Raw genomic sequence first — 24,537 nt, forward strand, 5'->3', positions numbered from 1 at the left:
GTGAAAACCCTGCAGAACCTGATCGGCGGCATCTGGGAAGACTCCCGGGGCGACGCGTTCCACGAGGTGGTCAACCCCGCGACCGAGGAGGTCGTCGCCCGCTGCCCCAGCGGCTCACCGCAGGACGTACGCCTGGCCGTGGACGCGGCCGTGCGCGCGCAACCGGCCTGGGCCGCGCTGACCGTCGCCGAACGGGTGGAGCGGCTGTCCCGATGGGCGGACACGGTCGCCGCCCACGCCGGCGAGCTGGCGGAGATCGAATGCCGGGAGATGGGCAAGCCCGTCGCCCTCGGCCGGGCCTTCATCGGTGGCGCGGCGATGGGGTTCAAGGCGGCGGCGGCCGAGGCCCTGGAGTACGCGTTCGAGGAGACCGTCCCGGCGCCGGACGGGGGCAGCACCACGATCGTGCGCGCCCCGCTCGGCGCCACGGCCGTGATCGTGCCGTGGAACTTCCCCGTGCCCATGACCCTGGGCGCGCTCGGCCCGCTGCTGGCCGCCGGGAACACCGTCGTGCTCAAGCCGTCCGAGCGCTCGCCGATGTCGGCGGTGCGGCTGCTTGAGCTGATGGACCTGCCGCCCGGCGTGGTCAACCTGATCCTCGGCGACTCCCGCGCGGGCGCGCCGCTGGTGGCCGACGAACGCGTCGGGCTCGTGCACTTCACCGGCTCCGTCGAGTCCGGGCGCAAGGTCGGCGAGCGGGCCGGGGCGCTGCTGCGCCGCTCGATCCTGGAGCTGGGCGGCAAGGACCCCGTGGTGGTCGACGCGGGGGTGGACCCGGTCGCCACCGCCGCCGCGGTCGCGTTCGGCGCCTTCGCGAACTCCGGCCAGATCTGCACCTCCATGGAACGCGTCTACGTGCACCGCGACGTCGCCGAGCCGTTCATCGAGGCCCTGGTCGAGGCCGCGGGGACGTACGCGCTCGGCGACGGGCACGACGCGGCCACCGTCCTCGGCCCGCTGGTCGATCAGCGGCAGCGCGACATCGTGGCACGGCACGTCGCCGACGCGGTCTCGCGCGGCGCGACCGTACGGGCCGGCGGGGTGGTGCCCGAGGGCAGGGGCTTCTTCTACCCCGCGACCGTGCTCACCGGCGTGGACGAGTCCATGCTGGTCATGACCGAGGAGACCTTCGGCCCGATCGCCCCGGTCGTCGTGGTCTCCTCCTTCGAGGAGGGGCTGGAGCGGGCGAGCGCGTCACGCTTCGGCCTGGCCGCCACCGTGTACACCGCCGACCCCGAGCACATGGCGGCCGCCCGCCGCATCCCCGCCGGTGTCGTGTGGGTGAACCAGTGGCAGGGCGGCGGCCCCGAGCGGCTGTACGAACCGGCCGGGGACAGCGGCATGGGCGCGACCGGCTCCCGCGCCGCCTATGACGCGGCCACCCGCCCCACCTCGATCCACACCGCCCCCGCCGCGTGACGGGGACCCCAGGGGTCAGCGGCCCTCGAAGGTGGGTTTGCGTTTCTCGAGGAACGCCTCCACCGCTCCCGCGTGGTCGGCGGTCAGCCCCAGGCGGGCCTGGGCGCGGGCCTCGGCGGTGAGTGCCGCGCCGAGGTCCTGGTCCCAGGCCCCGGCGATCAGCCGCTTGGACTCGGCGTACGCGGCGGTCGGCCCGGCGGCGAGCCGGGCCGCCAGCTCGCGCGCCACCGCACCGGCCTCCTCCCGAGGGACCACGCGCCCCGTGATCCCCCACTCCACCGCCTGCCGGGCGCCGAACGACTCACCGAGCAGGACCAGCTCCTTGGCCCGGGCCTCGCCGACCGCCCGTACGAGCGTCAGGGACAGCCCCGAGTCGCACGTCAGCCCGATCGCCGTGAACGCCGTCGCGAAGACGGCCTCCTCCGCGAGCACCCGCAGGTCACAGGCCAGGGCGAGGGCCAGACCGGCGCCGACGCACGTGCCGTTGACGGCGGCGACGACCGGTTTGCCCATGGTGGCCAGGAGCCGGACGATCGGCGCGTAGTCCTCCTCGACGGTGTCGAAGGCGTGCCCGGCGTCCGAGCGGAGCGCCGCCGCGTGCTCGGCTAGGTCCTGGCCGACGCAGAAGGCGGTCCCCGCCCCGGTCAGCACCACCGCGCGTACGGCGTCGTCGGCCGCGACCTCCTCCAGCGCCCGGCGCAGCGCCGTCTTCAGCCCGGTGTCCAGCGCGTTGCGGCGGTCCGGGCGGTTGAGGGTCAGGACGGCCACGGCGCCGTCGCGTTCCAGCAGGATCGAGGCCCCGTCCAGCTCAGGCTCCACCTCAGGCCTCCTGTCCGGGCAGCGGCCAGGTCTTGGCCACGAGGGTCAGCACGTCGTACGTGGCGACCGGCTGGCCGTCCTGGTTGGCGACGACGGCGTCCCAGCGGACCTCGCCGTAGTCGGCGGAGCTGCGCGGGGTGATCTGCTTGACGGTCAGCGTCACGTCGATCGTGTCGCCCGCCTTCACGGGGGTGAGGAAGCGCAGGGAGTCGACGCCGAAGTTCGCCAGGACCGGCCCGGGCGCCGGGTCCACGAAGAGCCCGGCGGCCAGGGACACGACGAGGTACCCGTGGGCGACGATGCCGCCGAACAGCGGGTTGCGCGCGGCGGCCTCGGCGTCGGTGTGCGCGTAGAAGGTGTCCCCGGTGAACTCGGCGAAGTGCTCGATGTCGGCGAGCGAGACCGTGCGCGGCGCGGAGGCGATCGTGTCACCGACGCGCAGCTCCGCCAGGGACTTGCGGAACGGGTGAACGCCCGACTCGGCGCGCGCGGCGCCCGTGGTCCAGCGGCCGGTGACCGCGGTGAGCAGGTCCGGGGAGGCCTGGACGGCGGTGCGCTGCATGTGGTGCAGGACCCCGCGGACGCCGCCCAGCTCCTCGCCGCCGCCGGCCCGGCCCGGGCCGCCGTGGACGAGGACGGGCAGCGGCGAGCCGTGCCCGGTGGACTCCTTGGCGTCGTCCCTGTCCAGGACGAGGACCCGGCCGTGCCACGGCGCCAGCCCCAGCACGACGGTCCGCGCGACCTCCGGGTCGTGGGTGGCGACGGAGGCGACGAGGCTGCCCCTGCCGCGCGCCGCGAGCGCGATCGCCGAGTCCAGGCCGTCGTAGGCGAGCACGGTGCCGACCGGCCCGAACGGCTCCACGTCGTGCGGCTCGGTGGCGCCGGGACGGGCGCGCAGCAGGAGCGGGGTCATGAACGCGCCGCGTTCGGCGTCGCCGTCGAGCAGGGAGGAGCCGGAGGGGTCGCCGAAGGCGATCTCGGCGCCGGCCCGCAGCGCCTCGACGGCCTTGCGCACCTCGTCGCGCTGGCCGAGGCTGGCCAGCGCGCCCATCCGTACGTCCGGATTGCGGGGATCGCCGACGGTCACCTTGGCCAGGCGCGCGGCCAGCGCCTCGACGACCTGGCCGGCCATGGCCGAGGGTACGAGGATCCGGCGGATGGCGGTGCACTTCTGGCCCGCCTTGACCGTCATCTCGGTGACGACGCCCTTGACGAACAGGTCGAACTCCGGGTCCTCCGGCCGCACGTCCGGCCCCAGGATCGAGCAGTTCAGCGAGTCGGCCTCGACGCCCAGCAGGACGCCGCCGTCCAGCACGTTCGGGTGGCGGCGCAGGATGCCCGCGGTGTGCGCGGAGCCGGTGAAGGCGACGGAGTCCTGGACGGTCAGCTCGTCGAGCAGCCCTCCGGCGCCGCCGGAGACGAGCTGGAGCGTGCCTTCGGGCAGGATGCCCGACTCGACGATCAGCCGTACGGCCAGCTCGGTCAGGTACGCGGTCTGGCTCGCGGGCTTGACGATCGAGGGCAGCCCGGCGAGGAAGGCCGGGGCCAGCTTCTCGAGCATCCCCCAGACCGGGAAGTTGAAGGCGTTGATCTGCACCGCGACGCCCGGCCGCGAGGTGTAGAGGTGCTGGCCGACGAACGTGCCGCCCTTGCCCAGGCGTTCCAGGCCGCCGTCCAGGACGACGGTGTCGTTCGGCAGCTCGCGCACGCCCTTGCCGGCGTAGCTGAACAGGGTGCCGATGCCGCCGTCCACGTCGATCATGGTGTCGCGCGAGGTGGCGCCGGTCCGCACGGACAGCGCGTACAGCTCCTCCTTGCGCTCGGTCAGGTGCTTGGCCAGCGCCTTCAGCAGGGCCGCCCGCTCGTGGAAGGTCAGGGACCGCAGTGCGGGCCCGCCGGTGTCGCGGGCGTGGCGGACCATCGCGGCGACGTCCAGCCCCCGGCTGGAGATCCGCGCGACCTCCTCGCCCGTGGCGGCGTCGAGCAGGGGCTCCCCTTCATCGGCCGCCCGGAACCATCGTCCGGCGGCGTAGCTCTCCAGCAGCGCGCTCACGCGTCCTCTCCTCTCCACGGGCCCCTTGCGCAGGTACCCCAACACGTGCCACGGTATTACTGACCGAGCGATAAGTAAATACGACTCGACGCCCGAGGAGGGAAATCGATGACGACGACACCGGCGGAGCCGGAAGCGCTCGAAGCCGCGTTCGAGGCGACGATCGCGCGCCACGACCGGATCGAGCCCCGGGACTGGATGCCGGACGCCTACCGCCGGACGCTCGTACGCCAGATCGCCCAGCACGCGCACTCCGAGATCATCGGCATGCAGCCCGAAGGCGCGTGGATCGGCCGCGCTCCGTCCCTGCGCCGCAAGGCGATCCTGCTGGCCAAGGTGCAGGACGAGGCCGGGCACGGGCTGTACCTGTACTCGGCGTGCGAGACCCTGGGCGTCTCCCGCGCCGAGCTGACCGAGCTGCTGCTCACGGGCCGGCAGAAGTACTCCTCGATCTTCAACTACCCGACGCTGTCGTACGCCGACGTCGGGACGATCGGCTGGCTGGTCGACGGCGCCGCGATCTGCAACCAGGTGCCGCTCTGCCGCACCTCGTACGGCCCGTACGGGCGCGCCATGATCCGCATCTGCAAGGAGGAGTCGTTCCACCAGCGGCAGGGCTACGAGCTGCTGATGACGATGATGAGCGGCACCGACGCCCAGCGGGCGATGGTCCAGGAGTCGGTGGACCGGTTCTGGTGGCCGTCGCTGATGATGTTCGGCCCGCCGGACGCCGACTCGCCCAACAGCGCGCGGTCGATGGCCTGGGGCGTCAAGCGCAACTCCAACGACGAGCTGCGCCAGAAGTTCGTGGACATGACGGTCCCGCAGGCCGAGGCGCTGGGCGTGACGCTGCCCGACCCCGACCTGCGCTGGAACGCCGAACGCGGCCACCACGACTTCGGCGAGCCCGACTGGCAGGAGCTCGCCGCCGTGATCCGCGGTGACGGGCCGTGCAACGCGCAGCGCATGGCGCACCGCCGGGCCGCGCACGAGGACGGCGCCTGGGTTCGCGAGGCCGCGTCGGCGTTCGCGGAGCGGGCGGGCACGCGATGAGCGCCGACCGGCGGGAGTGGCCGCTGTACGAGGTGTTCGTCCGCGGCAAGCGGGGCCTCAACCACGTGCACGTCGGATCGCTGCACGCCGCCGACGACGCGATGGCCGTACGGCACGCGCGTGACGTCTACACCCGGCGCAACGAGGGCGTGAGCATCTGGGTCGTGCGGGCCGACGCCATCACCGCCTCCAGCCCGGACGAGAAGGACCCGCTGTTCGCGCCGAGCGGCGACAAGGTCTACCGACACCCGACGTTCTACGACATTCCCGACAACGTCCCGCACATGTGATCGGTTGGCACTCATGAACGACGAATTCGCCGGCGACTCCTCGCAGTGGGCCTTCGGCACCGGCTTCGAGGACCCTCTGGCCGGGGTCGACACCACGGTGCCGCCGGGCGTGGACGCAGCCGAGCTGGCCGCGTACTGCCTCATGCTCGGCGACGACGCGCTGATCATGTCGCAGCGCCTGTCCGAGTGGTGCAGCCGCGCGCCCGACCTGGAAGAGGACATCGCGCTGGCGAACATGGCGCTCGACCTGCTCGGACAGGCCCGCCTGCTGCTGTCGCGGGCGGCCGCCGCGGATCCCGGCGTCGTGCCCGCCCTGCCCGAGGGCTCGCCGGTGCCCGCCGAGGACGCGCTGGCGTACTTCCGCGACGCCGAGCAGTTCCGCAACGTCCGGCTCGCCGAGGTGGAGAACGGGGACTTCGCGCACGTCGTCGTGCGGCTGCTGCTGTTCTCGGTGGCCCGGCTCGCGCTGCTGGAGCGGCTGCGGACCAGCCGTGACCAGGTCCTGGCGGCGGTGGCGGCCAAGGGCGTGAAGGAGATCACCTACCACCGCGACTGGGCGGGACGCTGGTTCCTCACCCTGGCGCAGGGGACCGAGGAGTCGCGGCGCAGACTGGTGGCGGCGCTGGACGCCCTGTGGCCGTACCAGGCCGAGCTCACCGATTTCGGCGAGGACCTGCGCGACGAGGTGGACGTCGTCCTCGACCAGGTCTTCGCCGTGAGCGGCGTCGAGCGGCCCGAGCGCGCGCCGCTGGCCGGCACCGGCCGCGACGGCGCGCACACCGACGCCCTCGGCCCGCTGCTCGCCGAGATGCAGGTCGTCGCCCGCGCCCACCCGAGCGGGCGCTGGTGAGCGCCCGCGACCGGGCCGCCGAGGTCGCGGCGCAGGTACGCGACCCCGAGATGCCCATGCTCACCCTCGCGGACCTCGGCGTGCTGCGCGGCGTCGAGGTATCCGGTGGCGAGGAGGTGGTCGTGTCGATCACCCCGACGTACACCGGCTGCCCGGCCATGGCGACCATGCGCGACGACCTCGTCCACCGGCTGCGGGAGGCCGGGTTCGACCGGGTCGAGGTGCGGATCGTCCTGGATCCGCCCTGGTCGAGCGACTGGATCACCGAACGCGGCCGGGCCGCGCTGCGGGAGGCCGGGCTGTCGGCCCCCGGCCCCGCCCCTCGGCGCGGCGGCCCGATCCCGCTCACGCTGGGGCCGGCCAGGAGCGCCCCGCCCTGCCCGCGCTGCGGGTCGGCGGCGACCCGGCTGACGTCCGAGTTCGGCGCGACCGCCTGCAAGGCCCTCTACCGCTGCACCGGCTGCCTTGAGCCGTTCGAGCACGTCAAGGAGATCTGACATGGCCTCTTTCCACCCGCTCACCGTGTCGGCGGTGGACCGCCTGTGCGAGGACGCCGCGGCGATCACGTTCGCCGTCCCGGACGAGCTGCGCGAGGCGTACGCCTTCCGCGCCGGGCAGTCGCTCACCCTGCGCCGCGTCGTGGACGGGCGGGAGGAGCGCCGGTCGTACTCGATCTGCGCGCCGGCCGGCGCGCGGCCCCGGATCGGGGTCCGCGAGATCCCGGGCGGGTTGTTCTCGTCCTGGCTGGTACGCGAGGTCGCGCCGGGGACGCGGATCGAGGTCCAGACGCCGACCGGCTCCTGGCGGGCCGACCCCGCCACGGGCGAGCGGCACCTGTGCGTCGCCGCCGGGTCGGGCATCACCCCGATGCTGTCGCTCGCCTCGACCGTGCTCACCCACCCGCAGGCCCAGGTGTCGCTGCTGTACGGCAACCGGACCAGCCGGACCGTGATGTTCGCCGAGGAGCTGGGCGACCTGAAGAACCGCTACGGCCCCCGGCTCCAGGTGGTCCACGCGCTCTCACGGGAGCCGCGCGACGTCGAGCTGTTCTCGGGTCGGCTCGACGGCGACCGGCTGCGCCGCCTGCTGACCGAGGTGGTGCCGGTCGAGGTGTTCGACCACGTCTGGCTCTGCGGGCCGCTGGCGATGATCCAGGAAGCGCGTACGGTGCTCGCCGACCTGGGCGTACCCGCCTCCCGCGTGCACGTCGAGCTGTTCTACGTCGACGAGCCGCCGCCGCAGCCGCGACGGGCCCCGGAGGGGGTCGCGCCCGGCGCGACGAGCGAGCTGACGACGGTGCTGGACGGCCTGCGCACGACCTCGACGGTCTCCCGCGACGCGACGCTGCTCGACGGCGCCCAGGCGGCGCGCGCTGACCTGCCGTTCGCCTGCAAGGGCGGCGTCTGCGGGACGTGCCGCGCGGTCGTACGGTCGGGCGAGGTGGACATGCGCCGCAACTACGCCCTCGAACAGGCCGAGATTGACGCCGGGTTCGTCCTGACCTGCCAGACATTTCCGGTCGGCGAGCGCGTCACCGTCGACTACGACGCATAAGGAGCCCACTGATGCCCGAATCCTTCGTCGTCTCCGGCGTGCGGACGCCGATAGGCCGCTACGGCGGCGCGCTCGCCCACGTCCGGCCCGACGATCTGGCCGCCCTCGTCGTGGGCGAGGCCGTCGCCCGCGCCGGGATCGCCCCGGACCTCGTGGACGAGGTGGTGCTCGGCGCGGCCAACCAGGCCGGCGAGGACAACCGGAACGTCGCCCGGATGGCCCTCCTGCTGGCGGGCCTGCCCGACTCGGTGCCCGGGTTCACCGTCAACCGGCTCTGCGCCTCGGGGCTCACCGCGGTCGCGACGGCTCGTGCCCTGATCGCCGCCGGGGACGCGGATGTGGTGGTCGCGGGCGGGGTGGAGTCGATGACCCGGGCTCCGTGGGTGACCGAGAAGCCGGCCAAGGCGTTCGCGAAGCCGGGGCCGTCGTTCGACACCTCGATCGGCTGGCGGTTCACCAACCCGCGCTTCGACGCCGCGATGACCGCCTCCATGCCGCAGACGGCCGAGACGGTCGCGCGGCGGTGGGGGCTGACCCGTGAGGAGCTGGACGCGTACGCGCTGCGCTCCCACGAACGGGCGGTCACGGCCATCAAGGAGGGCCGGTTCACCGGCGAGATCGTCCCGGTTCCCACGGGTGCGAGCGTCGTCGACACCGACGAGGGGCCGCGGCCGGACACGAGCCTGGAACGGCTGGCGCGGCTGCGCCCGGTCAACGGCCCCGGCGGGGTCGTCACCGCGGGCAACTCCAGCTCGCTGAACGACGGCGCCGCGGCCGTCGTCGTGGTCAGCGACCGCTTCCTCGAACGGCACGGCCTGACGCCGCGGGCACGGCTGGTGGCGGCGGCCAACGCCGGGGTGGCGCCGGAGATCATGGGCGTCGGCCCGGTCCCGGCGACCCGCAAGGCGCTCGAACGCGCGGGCTGGGCCGTCGGCGACCTGGACGCCGTGGAGCTGAACGAGGCGTTCGCGTCCCAGTCGCTCGCCTGCGTCCGTGATCTCGGGCTCGACCTCGGCCGCGTCAACGCCGACGGCGGCGCGATCGCCCTCGGGCACCCGCTGGGCGCGTCCGGCGCCCGGATCCTCGTCACCCTGCTCGGCCGGCTCGAACGCACCGGAGGCCGGCGCGGCCTGGCGACCATGTGCGTCGGCGTCGGCCAGGGCAGCGCTCTCCTGGTGGAGCGCCCATGACCAGCCTGATCGTCGAGGAAGGCGAGGACCGGGTGGTGTGGCGGCTCAACCGCCCCGAGGTCCGCAACGCGATCGACCGCGAGCTGGTCGCCAGGCTCCACGAGGCGTGCGCCGCCGTCGAGGAGGAGCCGCGCGTCGTCCTGCTCACCGGCGAGGGCACGACGTTCGCGGCCGGGGCCGACATCGCCCAGCTGCGCGAACGCGACCTGTACGACGCGCTGCGCGGCATCAACTCCAAGCTCTTCGACCGGATCCACCGGCTGCCGATGCCGACTGTGGCCCTGCTCGACGGGTACGCCCTGGGCGGCGGGGCCGAGCTGGCCTACGCCTGCGACTTCCGGATCGGCACGCCGGGCACGCGGATCGGCAACCCGGAGACGGGCCTCGGCATCCTGGCGGCGGCCGGGGCGGCCTGGCGGCTGGCCGAGCTGGTCGGGGAGCCGCTGGCCAAGGAGATCCTGCTCGCGGGCCGGGTGCTCACGGCCGAGGAGGCGCACGCCGTACGGCTGCTCAACGAGGTCGTGGAGCCGGAGGAGCTGATGGCGGCCGGGCACCGGCTGGCCGACCGGATCACCGCGCGGGCGCCGCTGGCGACCCGCCTGACCAAGGCGGTCTTCCACGCCCCTCGGGGCGCGCACCCGTTCGTGGACGACGTGGCTCAGGCGGTCCTGTTCGAGACGGAGGAGAAGCACATGCGCATGACGGCATTCCTGGAGCGGCGCTCATGAGCCTGCCACGGACGGTCGGCGTCTTCGGCGGCGGGCGGATGGGGTCCGGGATCGCGCAGGCGTTCCTGACCTCGGGCAGCCACGTGATCGTCGTCGAGGACGGTCCGGAGGCGGCCGAGCGGGCCAGGGCCCGGGTACGCGACGGCCTGGCCAAGGGAAACGCGGACCCGGATGCCCTCGCACGGCTGCGAACGACTTCGGACCCCGGCGAGCTGGGCCCGTGCGAGCTCGTCGTCGAGGCGGTCCCGGAGGACGCGGCGCTCAAGGCCCAGGTGTTCGCCCTGGTCGAGAAGGTGGCGCCGGGCGCGGTGCTGGCCTCGAACACCAGCAGCCTGTCGATCGGCGCGCTGGCCGCCGGCCTGGCCGCGCCGGAGCGCTTCCTCGGGCTGCACTTCTTCAACCCCGTCCCGGTGAGCGCGCTCATCGAGATCGCCACCGGGCCGCGTACCGATCCGGCGCTCGTGGCGCTGGCCCAGGAGTGGGCGGCCGGGCTGGGCAAGACGCCGATCACGGTCGCGGACTCGCCGGGGTTCGCCAGCAGCCGGCTGGGCGTCTGCCTGGCGCTGGAGGCGATGCGGATGCTGGAGGACGGCGTCGCGAGCGCGGCCGACATCGACACGGCGATGACCCTCGGCTACCGGCACCCGATGGGGCCCCTGCGGACCACCGACGTGGTGGGGCTGGACGTGCGGCTCGCGATCGCCGAGCACCTGGCGCGCGAGCTGGGGCCCCGGTTCGAGCCGCCGCGGATCCTGCGCGACCTGGTCGCGGACGGGCATCTCGGCCGTAAGACGGGCCAGGGCTTCTACACCTGGTGAGACCGTCCGGATTCGTGCCGGGCCAGGCCGTCGAAGGCGATGGCGGTGATGGCGTCGGCGACCATCGCCCGGTCGTACGCGCCATCGGGCCGGTACCACTCGACCAGCGAGTTCACCATGCCGAACAGCAGCCGGCTGACCAGCGTCGCCGGCACGTCGTCGCGGAGCGCGCCCTCTGCGACGGCGTCGGTGACGAGCGCGGCCAGGCGGTCGTCGAGCCAGCGACGCCGCTCCAGCGCCGCCAGCTCGACCTCGCTGTTGCCGCGCACCCGCAGCAGGAGCGTGACCGAGGGCTGGTGCGCCACCAGCACCTCGACGCTGCGGCGTAGCACCTCGCGCAGCCGTCCGTACGCGCTCGTCCCGGCCTGGTCCCTGGAGGCCTCGGTCACGACGGCGGTCAGCTCGTCGAGCGCGTCGTCCAGGGCCTGGCCGAGCAGTTGCTCCTTGCTGGTGACGTGGTGGTAGATGGCCGGCTTGGTCAGGCCCAGCTCCTTGGCCAGGTCGCCCATGCTGGTGGCGTCGTACCCCTTGCGGTTGAACAGCTCCACCGCGGCGCGCAGGACCGCGGCCTGGTCATGGCCGGGACGGCCACGCCCGCGGCGCGGGGACGGTTCGGCAGGCTGAGTCGTCACGAATGCAGCATCTCACGACGGATCAGACGCCCCTCCACGCGCAGCGGGTGGGGTCCAGGTCATCGCGCTCAGCGTGCCGTCACGCAGCCGAGATGCCCTGTGCGAGGAGAACTCACGTCGTGGGCATTTTAGCCGCGACCCGCCAAAAAGCGATTGATTTGAAAATTCTTCAAAGCATTCGGATTTACGTTTACAACGTCGCGATGCAGTCGTTAATCTGCTGAACGCGAAAGAGAATCAGCGCTATGAAAGACTTGAACGCGATGAACCACCCGGTTGTCACAGCAGATGTCGACCAGATGCGCGATTTGCTGGTGCAGCATTTCCCGCCCTACTATCTCGAAATCGGAAAGCCGCACCCGCGCGGCGCTCGGTACCAGCTTCTTCACAAGGGAAAGATCGCTCTGCACACCGCGACATACGGTGCGGAGATTCGCGTCGGAACGTCGGAGTCGTTCAACTTCTATGCGGTCATGATGCCGTTGCGGGGAACCGGCGGGGTGACCCTCAACGGGCAGGACGTCACCGCGCCGATCTCCCTCATCGGCCCCAAGCAGAAGATCGACATGCGTTGGAGCCTCGACCACGAGGTTTTGATGATGCAGGTTCCGTTGGCGACCATGGAAGAGGCGCTCGAGGCCTACCTTGGCGATCCTCCCAAGGAGCGGCTGCGGTTCGAGCCTGGGGTGGACGCCACCGGCGCGCTCGGCCACGCGCTCAGAATGGTGTCATCGGGCGGCACGCTGCTCTTCGCGGCTTCGAAGCTGGCCGAGCACCACTTCGAGCAGTTTCTGCTGCACACCTTGCTCGCCTCCCAGCCGCACAACTACTCGGACGCACTCAGCGAGTCCGCTGCCCCCTGGACCCCCACCGCTCTCCGGCGTGCCATCCGCTACTGCGAAGACCACGCCGGCGAGGCGATCTGCCTCGGCGACATCGCCGCCGCGGCCAGAGTCAGCGTCCGTACCCTCCAGCTCGGCTTCCGTGAACATCTGCAGACCACCCCGATGGCCTATCTCCGTTCCGTACGGTTGGCTCACACGCACGCCGATCTCGTCCGCATCGCGGATACGGGCAGCCAGACGACCGTCACGGAGGTGGCCCTGCGATGGGGATTCACCCATCTCGGCCGCTTCGCGGCCCTGTACAGGCAGACCTACGGCCGGCTTCCGTCCAGCACCCGGCAAGGACACCGATGAGGCCGTCGGCGCCTACCTCAGCGCCTCGGTCTCGGGCCGGCCCCGGCGGCGGAGGTCGGCCAGCACATCCGACCAGGGGATGACCGCGTTGTCCTTGGCCCATTGTGCCCAGACCGCTGCGAGCTCCGCGACGAGCGACGGCTCCCGCGGGGCGAGATCCTCGCTCTCGCCGCGGTCGGCCTCGATGTCGTACAGCTCCCAGGGGCCGCCCCACTCGCGTACGAGCTTCCAGCGCCCCCGTCGTACGGCGGCATTGCCGATGTGTTCCCAGCACAACGTCCGGGGTTCGTCGGCGGTGGGAAGGTCGTCGCCCCGCCACACGGGCAGCAGGCTGTGGCCCGCCGTGTCCGCGTGGCCGTACGCCGCCTGCACGATGGTGGAGGTCAGGTCGACCAGGTGACCGGGGCGCCGTTCGACCCGGTCGGCGGGCAGCGCGCTCGGCCACGACACGATGAAGGGGGAGGCGACACCGCCCTCGTGAACCCAGCGCTTGTAGAGGCGGAACGGCGTGTTGGACAGGTTCGCCCAGCCTCGGCCGTAGCTGAGGTAGCTCTGCTCGGGACCGGGCATGATCCGGGGGGTGTTGCCCACCTCGACCGGTTCGCCGAGCCGGGTGTGCCGGGGGCAGATCTCCTCTCCGAAGAGCGGCTGTCCGGGACCGTGCGGCAGGTCCTCGGCGCACCCGCCGTTGTCGGAGAGGAACATCACGATCGTGTTCTCGCGGGTCCCTGACCGTTCGAGCTGGTCGAGGACCTGACCGATGCCGCGGTCCATCACCTCGACCTGGGCGGCGTACGTGGCCATCCGCTCCACCTGCCAGGCGTGGTCGTCGACGTCGGCCCACGGTGGAACCGCCTCGTCCCGCGGGGGCAGTTCCGCGACGCCGGCGACACCGAGGTCGGCCTGGCGCCGGAAGCGTTCCGCGCGGAGCGTGTCCCAGCCGGCCCGGTACCGCTCGCGGTATTTCGCGATGTCGGGCTCGCGGGCGTGCAACGGCCAATGGGGAGCCGTGTACGCCAGGTAGAGGAAGAACGGCGGGTCACCGGCCGAGGCGCGGGCGACGAAGTCGCGGGCGTGCTCGCTGAGGTCGTCGGTGATGTAGTAGTCCGGATCCGCGTGCGCCTCGGGCACCCTCGATTCGCCCGACATGAGCGGCGGCTGGTAGTAGCTGCTGCACCCGGGCAGGATGCCGTAGAACTCGTCGAATCCGCGGCGTGTGGGCCACGTGTCGTTGGGTGTCGTGGTGTCGGACGACAGGTGCCATTTGCCGACCAGCGCGGTCCGGTAACCCTGGTCTTTCAGCCTCTGCGCGAGGGTCGGGACACTCTGGTCCAGGGAGCCCCGGTAGCCGCCCGGCCTGTTGTCGCGCGTCAGGACGCCGATTCCCACGGAGTGGGGGTGCCGGCCGGTCAACAGGGCCGCACGGGAGGGGCTGCAGCGCGGCGTGACGTAGAACGACGTCATCCGGACACCGCTGCGGGCGAGGCGGTCGAGGTTCGGAGTGTCGATCTCCCCACCGAAGCTGCCGAGGTCGGAATAGCCGAGGTCGTCGGCGAGGATCACGATCACGTTGGGGGCTGGCATGCGGGCCTTTCTGTTTCTGTCGGAGGAGTGTGATGTGCCGGTTGTGCTCACGTATCCGATGTCTCGCCGGCCGGGTTCGTGTTCGGCCGGGTCAGTGAGCGCAGCAGGTCGGCGAACTGGCGGACCGCCTCCGCCCGGCTCACCGCGTCGGGGTCCAGCAGCCATTGGACGCGCAGCCCGTCGGCGAGCGCGATGAGCCATCGCGCGACCGTCTCCGTGGTCAGCCCCGGAGGCAGGTTGCGCTCGTCGATCACCTCGGTGAGCCACCCCTGCACGGAGATCACGATGGCCCGGTACCGCTCGACCCACCATTCGTGGGCCGGGTGCTCAAGGCTCAGCCCCTCCGCCGACAGCAGGGCGAACAGCTGGACGAGCACGGGGTTGCGCTCGTTGTCCTCGAGGGTGCGGAGGAACACCTCCATCCGGTCCTCCCCCTCGGCCAGCCGGCGCCGCTCGTCCTCCCGGTTCCTGTCCTCGCGGTCCTGCAGCACGGCCATCAGGAGCGAGGCCTTGTTGGGGAAGTGATGCAGCAGACCGGCCTGGGAAATGTCGGCCTTGTCGGCGACTTCCCGCAGGCTCACGGCATTGAAGCCGTTGGCGGAGAACGCGGTGACGGCCGTGTCGAGGATCTCGCGGCGGCGTTGGTCGCCGTGCGGGCGCGTGACGACCTTTCTCCGTCGCCTCTTCGGCGCCGCGGCGCCGTCCTGAGCCCCTCCGTGTGGTGCGGAGCCCCCGTCATCCATCGCTCTTCTCCCGTACGTCGTCGTGGTCGGCTGTGGGGCTGGAAGCGATCGAACTCCCCCGCCGGCAGAGCAGCGTGGCCACGAGGTCATCGTCGAGGCAGGCCAGCAGCTCGCGCACCGTCGCCGGTTCCGAACCGGCCAGGTCCGTGGTCTCGTACGGATCGGACTCCAGGTCGAACAGGGCCGGCGCGGGCAGGTCGGCGCTCACCACGAGCTTGCGCGTCCTGGTGGAGACGGCACGCCAGCGGCGCAGGGCCACCCACCGGTTGTCCCCGTAGTGACGCTGGGCGAGCTCGATCTCGCGGGCGGACCGGTCGAGCCCGGACACGACATGGTCGCGGTGCTCGGGCGTCTTCCCTCGCACGACGGGCAGCAGCGACCGCGCGGTCATCCACTGCGCGGGTGCCGGCCCCGCGACGTCGAGGAAGGTCGCGGCCAGGTCCTCCAGCGAGACCAGGGCGTCGCTGGTGAGGCCAGGGTGCCTCACGACCGGTCCGGCGATGATCATCGGGATGCGGATGCTCGGGTCCAGGGCGACCTGCTTGCCCCAGATACCCTGGTCACCGAGCATCTCGCCATGGTCGCTGGTGTAGACGACCACCGTGTTCTCCAGCTCCCCCCGTTCCGCGATCAGGTCGAGCAGCCCGCCGACGTGGCCGTCGATGTTCTCGATCATGGCCGCGTAGCGGCGCCGCACCTCCTGGTGGCGGGGGTCGGCCGGATCCTCACCGGCCGGAACCGGGAACTCGACGTCCCGCCACCTGTCGATCAGCCCTGGCGGCACGTCCATCGGATCGTGCGGGCCGGCGAAGTTCACCACCACGTGCCAGGGCCGCCCCTGAGGGCAGCTCGACAGGACGTCGCGGGCGTTGCGCGCGATCCAGTTGTCCAGGTAGGCGTCCTCCGGCAGCGGGCTGGGCTCGACGTCGAAGTAGGGCTCGTGCCGTCTGCGCTCGAAGTCCCGCAGGTGCAGGTCCGCGACCCCGCGTCCGTACAGATGGTTCATGTACGGCCCTTTGGGTCCGGTACGCCCCGACCAGAGCGAGTCGAACTTACCCTCGTTGTCGATGCCACCGTCCAGACCCCACTCGCGCAGGCACCGCGAGCCGTCGAGATTCCAGTCGAACGTCGCCTTGTGCAGGTCGAACTTCCCGACGCCCGCCACGTGGTACCCGGCCTCGTCCCGGAGCGTCCGGAAATAGGTACGCGTCTCCGGCGGCAGATCGTGGAAGTTGCTCGGCACCGGGCCGGAGTCGTAGTCCAGACCGGTGGCCAGGCAGGCCCGCGCCGGTGCGCACAGCGGCGCGGGAGTCACGGCGCGGCGGAACGTCATGCCACGCTCGGCCAGTCTCCGCAGGTGAGGTGTGCGTACCGGCAGGTCGCCCGTTCCCTCGATCCAGTCGTAGCGGTGCTGGTCCGCCACGATCAGGAGCACGTTCGGTCGTTTCGGCATCACACCTACTTGAGAGTTCGACGGGTGTGGGGCTAGGAGCCGTTCGGCACCGAGAAGGCCTGGTCGAGCAGGGTATTCCGACACCGCGTCGCGGCCCAGAACGTCCAGCAGGCATGGCGATCGTTCCTCGCGTTCTCGTCCGTTCCCCAGGCGCGACGAGCACCTCGCGGAATGTAACGGGACCATACCTAACTTACCGAGTACTCGGTAGGTTAGCGCGACAAAAAAATTAGGTGCCATGCTTCCGGATCGTGCCGCGGCACCGTCAACCTGCTCAGGCTCATGGCCGATGAGCTGCGTCTCGACGCGCTCGAGACCGCGGTGGCACGCGAGTCGCAGGGTCCGGTGGACCGCCGAGCGAGGCGCGTGGACGGCCGGTGGCCGAATGGCGGTGGATGCACTGCGGGCCGGTCGGCAACAGCGTGCCGGCCGGCACCGGTCAAGGTCGGCCTCGGACCGCCGCCATCGGAGTGTGGCGGCGGTGTGAACGGTCAGCGCAGGGAGCGGAAGAACTCGCGCACGTCGCCGACGAACGGGCCGGGCTGCTCCAGGGCCAGGAAGTGTCCGCCGCGCTCGAATTCGGTCCAATGCACGATGGTGTGATCGCGTTCTGCGAAACGACGGATGGCCACGTCCTGGGTGAGGGAGACCGCCACGCCGGTGGGCACGGTCCCGGGGTCGCGCGGCGCCCAGGCCGAGGGGTCGTGGTGGGCCTCGTAGTAGAGGTGGGCCGAAGAGGCGCCGGTCTGCGTGAACCAGTAGATGCTGACGTCGGTGAGGAGGGCGTCGCGGCCGACGGCGTCTTCGGGCAGGTCCGCGGCGCTGTCGGTCCATTCCTTGAACTTCTCGGCGATCCAGGCGAGCTGGCCGGCCGGGGAGTCGTTCAGGCCGTGCCCCAGGGTCTGCGGACGGGTGCCTTGGATCTTGTCGTAGCCGCTCTGTTCCTGCTGCCAGTGCTCCAGGCGCGCCAGCCGCTCCAGTTCGGACGTGGTCAGGCCGTCCATCTCACCGTCGGCCCCGATCGGGAAGGTGACCAGGGCGTTGACGTGCACGCCGAGGACGCGCTCGGCATCTTGGCGGCCCATTTCCGGGGCGACGAAGGCGCCGACGTCGCCGCCCTGCACGCCGTAGCGGGAGTAGCCGAGCCGGTTCATCAGCTCGGTGAAAGCGCCGGCGATGCGGCCGTGCGTCCAGCCCGCCTCGCGCAGCGGAACGGAGAAGCCGAACCCGGGCAGAGAGGGGATCACCAGGTGGAAGGCGTCCGCAGGGTCGCCGCCGTAGGAGCGCGGGTCGGTCAGGGGGCCGACGACGTCCAGGAACTCGGCGATCGAGCCGGGCCAGCCGTGGACGAGCATCAGCGGAGTGGCGTCGGCCTCGGGAGAGCGAATGTGCGCGAAATGGATGGTCTGCCCGTCGATGTCGGTGGTGAACTGGGGCAGGTCGTTCAGCCTGGCCTCGTGCTTGCGCCAGTCGTAGCCGTCGGCCCAGTAGGCGGCGAGCTGCTGCAGGTAGCCGGTCGGGACGCCGCGGCTCCAGCCTTGGCCGCCGATCTCGCCGCTCCAGCGGGTACGGGCGAGCCGGTCTCGTAAGTCATCCAGCTCGTCCTGCGGGATGTCGATGCGGAACGGGTTGATCATCGAACTGTTCCTTCCAGCAACGGAATACTTATATGAAAAAGGCGGTGGACCGTTGTTTGCGGTTCACCGCCATTCCCGGAAAACGGGCTCATGCCGCCGGCCCCTCTGCCTGGGGTCGAGCAGCCGCCGTGCGCACCGGCGCGCTGATTTCATCAAGAAAGTACGCGACTCCCGCGCTTACCCCGGAGAAATGCGCGCGATGCCGCCTGAATTCATGGAGTGGGGGTTTCTCCCGTGATGCGGACGCTGTCGCTCTCGTCACCCATGACCGTACTCGGGACAGCGCCGTTACCCGCGGCCACGGCCGGCGATGCGGCGACCATGACGCCTCCCACCCCCATGGCAAGTGTCGCGGCCAAGACAAGCAGGACACGATTCACGTTCAGTTTCCTTTCGCAGGGCCGGAGATGCCGATGCCTTCTGGCCATGCGAGCCTATGAGCGTTGCACGAGGTCCCACTATCCACATAGCGCTCATGCCGATTCGTTCACCGGATAGGCGCGGGCACGGGTCTCCGTGACCGGCACCGGCGGCTTGAAGCTCCTACCGTTGCCGGGTCACCAGGTGACGGGGAGCTCGAAGACGCCGTAGACCAGCCCGTTGTGCTTGAACGGCACCCGGTCCAGCTCGGTGGCCGGTTTCAAGGTCGGGATGCGCCGGTAGAGGGTGCCGCAGACCAGCCGGACCCTGGTCAGCGGGCCCTGCTCGCGCTGGGCGTACAGGCCCGGGGCCGGGTCGAACGGGCAGCGGGCCTCCCGCGCCATCGGGAACTCCGGCACCTCGGCCAGGCTTTCGGCCGTCATAGGAGTCGGTCCTTTCCATTGCTCGGCGGCCTGTCCGTGCCACATAGTGAATCACATGATTTAATCTAGCCAATCACGTGATTCACACAGGCCGATGGGAGGCCCCGGGCTTACGGGCGAGGCGTCACCGGGGCCTGCCACAGGCCGACTATCGCGTCGATCAGACCGGAGGCGAGGTCGTCCCAGCTGGGCTGGAGGGTGGTGGCGCCCTCGGCGAGGGCACGTTCCCGTTCGACGCACATGTGCACGATGACGTGACGCGCCATGGCCCAGCGCTCCTTCTGCACGGTGGCCGGCAGGTCGCTCAGACACCGGTTCAGGCCGTCCACGAGCAGCCGCAGCGAGGGCGACGGCAGCGATTCCTCGACCGTGATCTGGTAGAGCGCCGGATCGGCCATCACCTGCGCGCGGAACCGGGCGTACCAGGTGGGGCTGCCCTGCGCGTCCAGATGCCGGGTGAACGGGCGCACCAGACAGGCCACCCAGTCGCGCACGTCCGCCGAGCCGGCGGCGTCGGCGACCATCCACACCCGCAGTTGCTCCATCTCGTCGGCGTGCCTGCGCGCGATGGCGCGTACCAGGTCGACCTTCGTGCCGAAGTGGTAGCCCACCGCGGCGCTGTTGCCCTGACCCGCGGCCTCGCTGATCTGACGGTTGGACACCGCGTGCACCCCGTGCTCGGCGAACAGCCGCTCCGCGGTGGCCAGGATCACCTCCCGCGTCGCGCTCCCCCGCTCGGGCCGCGCAGTCCCGCCCGCCATCACCCTCTCCTCCCTGTGGCCTTCACCGCATCGTAGGAAACCTCGCATCCACCCAACTCAATCATATGATTTAATTAAATCAAGCGACTGACTTACCCATTTCGCGGCGAAGGCTCCTCCAGCGCCGTCCTGGCGCCACCGATGACCCAACTCAAAGGCCGCCTGACCCATCCCCCTAAAGGAAGACGAAACCATGAAAGTCACCATTGACCAGGACAAGTGCTGCGGCGCCGGCACGTGCGTGCTCGTCGCGCCGGACGTGTTCGACCAGCGAGACGACGACGGGATCGTGATCCTGCTCAACGAGCGGCCGCCCGCGGAGCTCCACGCCGTCGTCCGCGAGGCCGCCGACGTCTGCCCCGGAGCTGCGATCTTCGTGAGCGAGGACGCATGAGCACCCCCGACCACGTGCTCGTGGCCGGCGCCTCCGCCGCCGGCCTGGCCACCGTGGAAGCCCTGCGCCGCAAGGGATACGAAGGCCGGGTGACCGTGCTGGGAGCCGAACCCCACCTGCCCTACGACCGGCCGCCGCTGTCCAAGCAGATCCTGTCCGGCAGCTGGGAACCCGAGCGAGCCCGGCTGCGGCCCCCGGCCACGCTGTCCGCGCTGAACGCGGAGTTCGTGCTCGGCGACCCGGCGACCGGGCTGGACGTCTCCTCCCGTACCGTGCGCACGGCATCGGGACGCGTTCTGAGCGCGGACGCGGTGGTGGTAGCCACCGGACTGCGCCCCCGCACACTGCCGGACCAGGCCGGGCCGGCCGGCGTCCACGTGCTGCGCACCCTCGACGACGCGCTGGCACTGCGGGCCGACCTGCTGTCCTGCACGCGCCTGGTGGTCGTCGGGGACGGCGTGCTCGGCGCCGAGATCGCCGCCACCGCGTGCGGCATGGGCGTGAACGTCACCCTGGCCGGCCCTCAACCGGCGCCGCTGGCCTGTCAGCTCGGCCAACCGGCCGCCGGGCTGCTCGCCGACCTGCACACCGAGCACGGGGTCGAGCTGCGGCTCGGCGCCGCCGTCAGCGGCCTGACCGAACGGCACGGCCACGTCACCGGGGTACGCCTGGAGACCGGCGACGTGCTGCCGGCCGACGTCGTCGTGGTCGCCTTCGGCGCAGCCCCGGCCACGGAATGGCTTGCCGGCAGCGGGCTCGACCTGGACAACGGGCTGGTGTGCGACTCCCGCTGCCGCGCGGCGGACGGCGTCTACGCGGTCGGCGACGTGGCCCGCTGGCACCACGAGACCCTGGGCAGGTCGCTCCGGCTGGAGAACCGGACCAACGCCACCGAACAGGCGATCGCCGTCGCCGGCAATCTCCTCGGCGACGACCGCCCCTACACCCCGATCCCCTACTTCTGGACCGACCAGTTCAACGCCAAGATCCACGTACACGGGATGCCGTCACCCGACGCCGAGGTGTCCATCGCGGAAGGCTCCGTGGCCGAACGCCGCTTCGTCGCCGTCTACCGCCACGACGGCCGGGCCACCGCCGTACTCGGCTGGAACATGCCCAAACAGGCGCGTCAGCACCGGCAGGAGCTCGCCGCGACTTCCCTGCTCGCTGGATCGGCCTGACCGGCAGGCCGTGGTCACCTTGAGAGACCGGCGTGGCCGTGGCTTCCGACCCCGGCGCCTTTACGTTGTAGATTCATGCCGGGTGAGCCAGGCGCGGATCTCGTCCATGAGCGGGACGGGCGCGTCGTGGTGGACCAGGTGACCGGCGGCGGGGATCAGCGAGAGCTCCGCGGCGGGGATCAGGCCCTGCAACCGCCGGCCGATCTCGGTGGGGATCCACGCGTCGCAGGAGCCCCACAGGATCCGTACGGGGATGCTGATGCGGCCCAGCTGTTCCTCGTTCTCTTCGAGGAAGCGCTCGTCATAGTGGGCGATCTGCCGGTAGAAGGCGGGCTGGCCGTCCTCCCCCGTCCACGGCCGCACGAGGGCGTCGAGATCGTCGTCGCGCAGGCCGCGGTGGCTCGCGCCCTGAATGTAGGCGCGCACGATGGCGGTGTGGATGTACGCCGGCAGCTGCCCCAGGACGTCAGGATGGTCCTGCACGAACCTGAAGAAGGGTGAGCCGCTGGGCGGGATGGCCACGACGTCGACGAGCATGAGCGAGGCGTAGCCGACGCCCAGGGTCAGGTGCGTGCGCAGCGACACCGCACCGCCGAAGTCGTGGGCGATCACGTGCGGCCGCTCCAGCCCCCAGTGCGCGAGCAGCGCCGCGAACGCATCGGCCTGCGCGCCGAAGTCCACGGGATGCTCGGCATGCTTGGACGAACGGCCGTATCCGGGCATGTCCCACAGGTAGACGGTGAAGTCGCGGCTCAGGGCCTCCGCGAACGGCTGCCACAACGCCGACGAGAACGGCGTGCCATGACAGAACACCACCGCCGGACCGGCGCCCGCGCGCCCCCAGGCGATCTGCCTCCCACGCCACTCGAATCGCTCCGTCAACTCCATGGCTACCCATGGTAGTCAGCGGTCGGGCTGCTGCGCCTATCGATCGGGGCCGAGGTAGGCGAGGACCGCCGCCACCCTCCGGTGCACGTCCCCGCTGTTCTCCAGCCCCAGTTTCGTGAAAATGGCGTTGACGTTCTTCTCCACCGACGAGATCGACAGATGAAGCGCCCTGGCGATGGCCGAGTTGGAGCGGCCGCGCGCCATCTCCCGGAGCACGTCGCGTTCGCGGCCGGTCAGCGCCTCCTGCTGGCCGCGGACGTCGCGCCTGGCCAGCAGGCCCTCCACGACCTTCGGGTCGATGACGGAGCCGCCGCAGGCCACCGCCCTGATGGCCCCCAGCAGCTCGTCCAGGTCCCCGACCCGGTCCTTGAGCAGGTAGGCGTAGCCTTCGGTGCCGTGCTTGAACAGCTCGAACGCGAACAACGCGTCCGCGAACTGCGACAGCACCACGACCCCCACCCCTGGATGCGCGGTCCTGATGCGGTGGGCGGCGTCGATGCCCTCGAAGCCGGGCCGCCAGTCGCCGCCCGGCATCCGGATGTCGGTGACCACGACGTCGGGGCCGAGGCGGCGGACGGCGTCGAGGAGTTCGTCGGCGTTGCCGACCGCGCCGACGACCGTGATCTCGCCCGACATGTCGAGCAATTGGCGGGTTCCTTCGCGTACGAGGTAGTGGTCGTCGGCGACCACCGTACGGATCCGCTCACCCATCGACCGGCACCCACGCCTTCATCCGTGTCCCCTTTCCCGGCGAGCTGTCGAGGTCGAGCCCGCCGCCGAGCGCGTCCAGCCGGTCGGACAGCGTGGCCAGCCCCCTGCGGGCGGTGGCCCCCGGGTCGAAGCCCTCGCCGTCGTCGGCGACCGTGGCGCGCAGGCGGCCGCCCGCGTGCGACAGGCCCACCTCTATGGTGGCGGCACCCGCGTGTTTGAGCGCGTTGGCGAGGGCCTCGTTGACGGTGAAGTACATCGCGCCCTCGACCTCGTCCTTGAACCGCCTGGTTCGCAGCCCGGGGTCCGAGGTCACCGTCGTGTGCACGGGCAGGCGGGAGCAGCGTTCCTCCACCGCCTCCACCAGGCCGCCCTGGCTGAGGGCCGACGGGTGGATGCCGGCCGCCAGCTCGCGCAGGTCGGCGAGCGTCTGGCGGGCCTGTTCGCGCAGGTGGGCGAGCATGTCGGGGCTCGCGCCGGTGGAGCGGGCCAGCTCCAGACCGGCGATGAGCGCGACAAGCTGCTGCTGTACGCCGTCGTGGATGTTGCGTTCGATGCGCCGGCGTTCCGCCTCCTGGGCGTTGACCAGGCGGGTGGCCAGGCCGGCGCTCTGGATGGCCAGCCCGGCCGGCACGGCCAGCGCCTCCAGGAGCCGCCGGTCCACGCGCGTCAGCCCGCCCACGCCTCGGGGGCCGCACTCGATCCGGCCGAGCCCTCCGTGCACCGGCACCGTCAGCGTCGCCGGGCCCTCCTGCCGGCCGGCGACCACGCGGGTGCCGTCCGCCAGCGTCACGGCCGCCCAGGTGGCCTCCAACGCGGTGCGCACGGCCGCGGCCACCCGGCCGAGCTGCTCCGCGGGCTCGGGCGCGTCCTCCAGCGCGGTGCCGAGGTCGGATAGCACCTCGTCCACCGTCGGCCGGACGTCGAAGATCAGGTGCAGGCGGGAGCCCCGGATGCCGATCCCGATGTCGAGCAGCCGGTGGCGGACCACGGTGACCCCGATCGCGACGGGCAGCGCCCCCGTCATGGCCATCGTCCCGAACAGCGCGAGCATCGGCAGTCTCGCGAGGAACACCATCTGGACGACGCCGCCCAGCAGGCTCACGGCCACGCCCCCGACCATCCAGGTGTACTGCCGGCGCTCGACCCGCGCGCTGCGCCGCCGGCGGAGCACGAGCCCGCAGAACGCGATCGCCGCCATGATCCACGTGATGAGCTGGCCGGCGGCCGACATCAAGAGCCCGACCAGGGTGAGCGTCGACTCCAGGACCCGCGTCGGCTCGCGCGCGGCGCCGCCGCTCAGCGTGTTCCCCACGGCGTGCAGGGCGATCGCGATGCCGGAGATCCACGCGAACGCGCGCCAGCGGCGCGACGGCAGCCGTCCTTCGGGGAAGAGCAGCGGGACGAAGATCCAGTTCAGGCCGTAGAAGACAGCGAGGACGGAGGAGAGCGGGGCGGTCAGCCAGAGCGGCACCGTGCCCATGATCGACAACCCCGTGCCGGTCAGGCCGATCCCCAGGAAGAGTGCGCAGAGCAGGAGCAGCCAGCCATAACGCAGCTCGGGACGCCGGATGGCCAGCAACCAGCCCAGCGCGGGCATGAGCAGCGCCACCACCATGTACACCCATTCGGTCACCGGGAGGGGGACGCCGCGGCTCGCCGTGATGCGGCTCGTGATGATCACGTTGGCCACGATGCCGGCGGCCGCGCCCGTCGCCAGTACCCCGGCCACCAGCCTCGAACCCATAAGCCTCCATCGTCGTGAGTGATCGGCGAGAGG

Annotated in this window: 24 protein-coding genes; 12 read left to right on the forward strand and 12 right to left on the reverse strand. The window is 71.5% G+C overall.

From position 1 onward, the window contains the following. Positions 1–1,419: an aldehyde dehydrogenase family protein gene (locus AB0J87_RS22710; RefSeq protein ID WP_363967963.1), complete on the forward strand. Its 1,419-nt coding sequence runs from the start codon at positions 1–3 to the stop codon at positions 1,417–1,419. A gap of 15 nt (positions 1,420–1,434) precedes the next feature. Here AB0J87_RS22710 and AB0J87_RS22715 read toward each other — a convergent pair whose 3' ends face one another. Both AB0J87_RS22715 and paaZ read right to left on the reverse strand, forming a co-directional pair. Continuing rightward, positions 1,435–2,238, reverse strand: coding sequence for an enoyl-CoA hydratase-related protein (locus AB0J87_RS22715; protein ID WP_350741979.1), 804 nt, complete (start codon positions 2,236–2,238; stop codon positions 1,435–1,437). A gap of 1 nt (position 2,239) precedes the next feature. Beyond that, a complete protein-coding gene (gene paaZ, locus AB0J87_RS22720; protein ID WP_363967965.1) occupies positions 2,240–4,291 on the reverse strand; it encodes a phenylacetic acid degradation bifunctional protein PaaZ in 2,052 nt (683 codons plus the stop codon). A 108-nt stretch (positions 4,292–4,399) separates the two neighbouring features. Here paaZ and paaA point away from each other — a divergent pair, with 108 nt between their 5' ends. From paaA to AB0J87_RS22760, 8 genes are read left to right on the forward strand one after another with little or no spacing between them, the layout of a single operon-like run. Further along, a complete protein-coding gene (gene paaA, locus AB0J87_RS22725; protein WP_363967967.1) occupies positions 4,400–5,344 on the forward strand; it encodes a 1,2-phenylacetyl-CoA epoxidase subunit PaaA in 945 nt (314 codons plus the stop codon). Beyond that, on the forward strand, positions 5,341–5,634 hold the full coding sequence (gene paaB / locus AB0J87_RS22730; protein WP_192783751.1) for a 1,2-phenylacetyl-CoA epoxidase subunit PaaB: 294 nt from the start codon (positions 5,341–5,343) through the stop codon (positions 5,632–5,634). The genes paaA and paaB overlap by 4 nt, the downstream gene beginning before the upstream one ends. A gap of 13 nt (positions 5,635–5,647) precedes the next feature. After that, positions 5,648–6,484, forward strand: a complete 837-nt coding sequence (paaC, locus tag AB0J87_RS22735; RefSeq protein WP_363967969.1) for a 1,2-phenylacetyl-CoA epoxidase subunit PaaC — start codon at positions 5,648–5,650, stop codon at positions 6,482–6,484. Continuing rightward, positions 6,481–6,981: a 1,2-phenylacetyl-CoA epoxidase subunit PaaD gene (gene paaD / locus AB0J87_RS22740; protein WP_363967971.1), complete on the forward strand. Its 501-nt coding sequence runs from the start codon at positions 6,481–6,483 to the stop codon at positions 6,979–6,981. Before paaC ends, paaD begins: the two co-directional genes overlap by 4 nt. A gap of 1 nt (position 6,982) precedes the next feature. Then, complete coding sequence (gene paaE, locus AB0J87_RS22745) at positions 6,983–8,038, forward strand: 1,2-phenylacetyl-CoA epoxidase subunit PaaE (RefSeq protein WP_363967973.1); 1,056 nt, start codon at positions 6,983–6,985, stop codon at positions 8,036–8,038. Between the two features lie 11 nt (positions 8,039–8,049). After that, positions 8,050–9,228: a thiolase family protein gene (locus AB0J87_RS22750; protein WP_363967975.1), complete on the forward strand. Its 1,179-nt coding sequence runs from the start codon at positions 8,050–8,052 to the stop codon at positions 9,226–9,228. Continuing rightward, the gene (locus AB0J87_RS22755) at positions 9,225–9,956 is read left to right on the forward strand and encodes an enoyl-CoA hydratase/isomerase family protein (RefSeq protein ID WP_363967977.1); all 732 of its coding nucleotides are present in this window, start codon (positions 9,225–9,227) and stop codon (positions 9,954–9,956) included. Before AB0J87_RS22750 ends, AB0J87_RS22755 begins: the two co-directional genes overlap by 4 nt. Then, the gene (locus AB0J87_RS22760; RefSeq protein WP_363967979.1) at positions 9,953–10,774 is read left to right on the forward strand and encodes a 3-hydroxyacyl-CoA dehydrogenase family protein; all 822 of its coding nucleotides are present in this window, start codon (positions 9,953–9,955) and stop codon (positions 10,772–10,774) included. Before AB0J87_RS22755 ends, AB0J87_RS22760 begins: the two co-directional genes overlap by 4 nt. Here the strand turns inward: AB0J87_RS22760 and AB0J87_RS22765 are convergent. Continuing rightward, complete coding sequence (locus AB0J87_RS22765; protein ID WP_363967981.1) at positions 10,762–11,406, reverse strand: TetR/AcrR family transcriptional regulator; 645 nt, start codon at positions 11,404–11,406, stop codon at positions 10,762–10,764. The two genes, AB0J87_RS22760 and AB0J87_RS22765, sit on opposite strands and share 13 nt — an antisense overlap. Positions 11,407–11,651: 245 nt before the next feature. Between AB0J87_RS22765 and AB0J87_RS22770 the strand changes: the two genes are divergently transcribed. Continuing rightward, positions 11,652–12,605 (forward strand): AraC family transcriptional regulator, encoded by a 954-nt coding sequence (locus tag AB0J87_RS22770; RefSeq protein WP_363967982.1) that lies wholly within the window; start codon positions 11,652–11,654, stop codon positions 12,603–12,605. Positions 12,606–12,617: 12 nt separating this feature from the next. Here the strand turns inward: AB0J87_RS22770 and AB0J87_RS22775 are convergent, their stop codons facing one another. From AB0J87_RS22775 to AB0J87_RS22800, 6 genes are all read right to left on the reverse strand, one after another. Beyond that, entirely contained in the window at positions 12,618–14,189 is a 1,572-nt protein-coding gene (locus AB0J87_RS22775) for an arylsulfatase (RefSeq protein WP_363967984.1), read from the reverse strand. Positions 14,190–14,236: 47 nt separating this feature from the next. Beyond that, positions 14,237–14,932 (reverse strand): TetR/AcrR family transcriptional regulator, encoded by a 696-nt coding sequence (locus AB0J87_RS22780; protein ID WP_363967986.1) that lies wholly within the window; start codon positions 14,930–14,932, stop codon positions 14,237–14,239. Then, entirely contained in the window at positions 14,925–16,385 is a 1,461-nt protein-coding gene (locus AB0J87_RS22785; RefSeq protein WP_363967988.1) for a sulfatase-like hydrolase/transferase, read from the reverse strand. The genes AB0J87_RS22780 and AB0J87_RS22785 overlap by 8 nt, the downstream gene beginning before the upstream one ends. Before the next feature lie 491 nt (positions 16,386–16,876). Next, positions 16,877–18,022: an epoxide hydrolase family protein gene (locus AB0J87_RS22790; protein ID WP_363967990.1), complete on the reverse strand. Its 1,146-nt coding sequence runs from the start codon at positions 18,020–18,022 to the stop codon at positions 16,877–16,879. A 557-nt stretch (positions 18,023–18,579) separates the two neighbouring features. Further along, a complete protein-coding gene (locus AB0J87_RS22795; RefSeq protein ID WP_363967992.1) occupies positions 18,580–18,825 on the reverse strand; it encodes a hypothetical protein in 246 nt (81 codons plus the stop codon). Between the two features lie 110 nt (positions 18,826–18,935). After that, entirely contained in the window at positions 18,936–19,586 is a 651-nt protein-coding gene (locus tag AB0J87_RS22800; protein ID WP_363967994.1) for a helix-turn-helix domain-containing protein, read from the reverse strand. Between the two features lie 193 nt (positions 19,587–19,779). Here AB0J87_RS22800 and AB0J87_RS22805 point away from each other — a divergent pair, with 193 nt between their 5' ends. Together AB0J87_RS22805 and AB0J87_RS22810 are read left to right on the forward strand one after the other, a co-directional pair. Beyond that, positions 19,780–19,980: a ferredoxin gene (locus tag AB0J87_RS22805; protein WP_363967996.1), complete on the forward strand. Its 201-nt coding sequence runs from the start codon at positions 19,780–19,782 to the stop codon at positions 19,978–19,980. Continuing rightward, a complete protein-coding gene (locus AB0J87_RS22810; RefSeq protein ID WP_363967998.1) occupies positions 19,977–21,161 on the forward strand; it encodes an FAD-dependent oxidoreductase in 1,185 nt (394 codons plus the stop codon). The genes AB0J87_RS22805 and AB0J87_RS22810 overlap by 4 nt, the downstream gene beginning before the upstream one ends. Before the next feature lie 60 nt (positions 21,162–21,221). On the opposite strand, the gene AB0J87_RS22815 is transcribed toward AB0J87_RS22810, so the two are convergent. The 3 genes from AB0J87_RS22815 to AB0J87_RS22825 are packed head-to-tail and all read right to left on the reverse strand — an operon-like array spanning position 21,222 to position 24,504. Beyond that, positions 21,222–22,049: an alpha/beta hydrolase gene (locus AB0J87_RS22815; RefSeq protein ID WP_363968000.1), complete on the reverse strand. Its 828-nt coding sequence runs from the start codon at positions 22,047–22,049 to the stop codon at positions 21,222–21,224. A 36-nt stretch (positions 22,050–22,085) separates the two neighbouring features. Beyond that, positions 22,086–22,760 carry a response regulator transcription factor gene (locus AB0J87_RS22820; protein ID WP_363968002.1) on the reverse strand — a complete coding sequence of 225 codons (675 nt, stop codon included), beginning with the start codon at positions 22,758–22,760 and terminating at the stop codon, positions 22,086–22,088. Continuing rightward, positions 22,753–24,504, reverse strand: a complete 1,752-nt coding sequence (locus tag AB0J87_RS22825) for a histidine kinase (protein WP_363968004.1) — start codon at positions 24,502–24,504, stop codon at positions 22,753–22,755. The genes AB0J87_RS22820 and AB0J87_RS22825 overlap by 8 nt, the downstream gene beginning before the upstream one ends. Positions 24,505–24,537: the final 33 nt, after the last annotated feature.

Origin of the sequence: Nonomuraea sp. NPDC049625 (genome assembly GCF_040675285.1) — a bacterium.
Lineage (GTDB): Bacteria > Actinomycetota > Actinomycetes > Streptosporangiales > Streptosporangiaceae > Nonomuraea > Nonomuraea angiospora_A.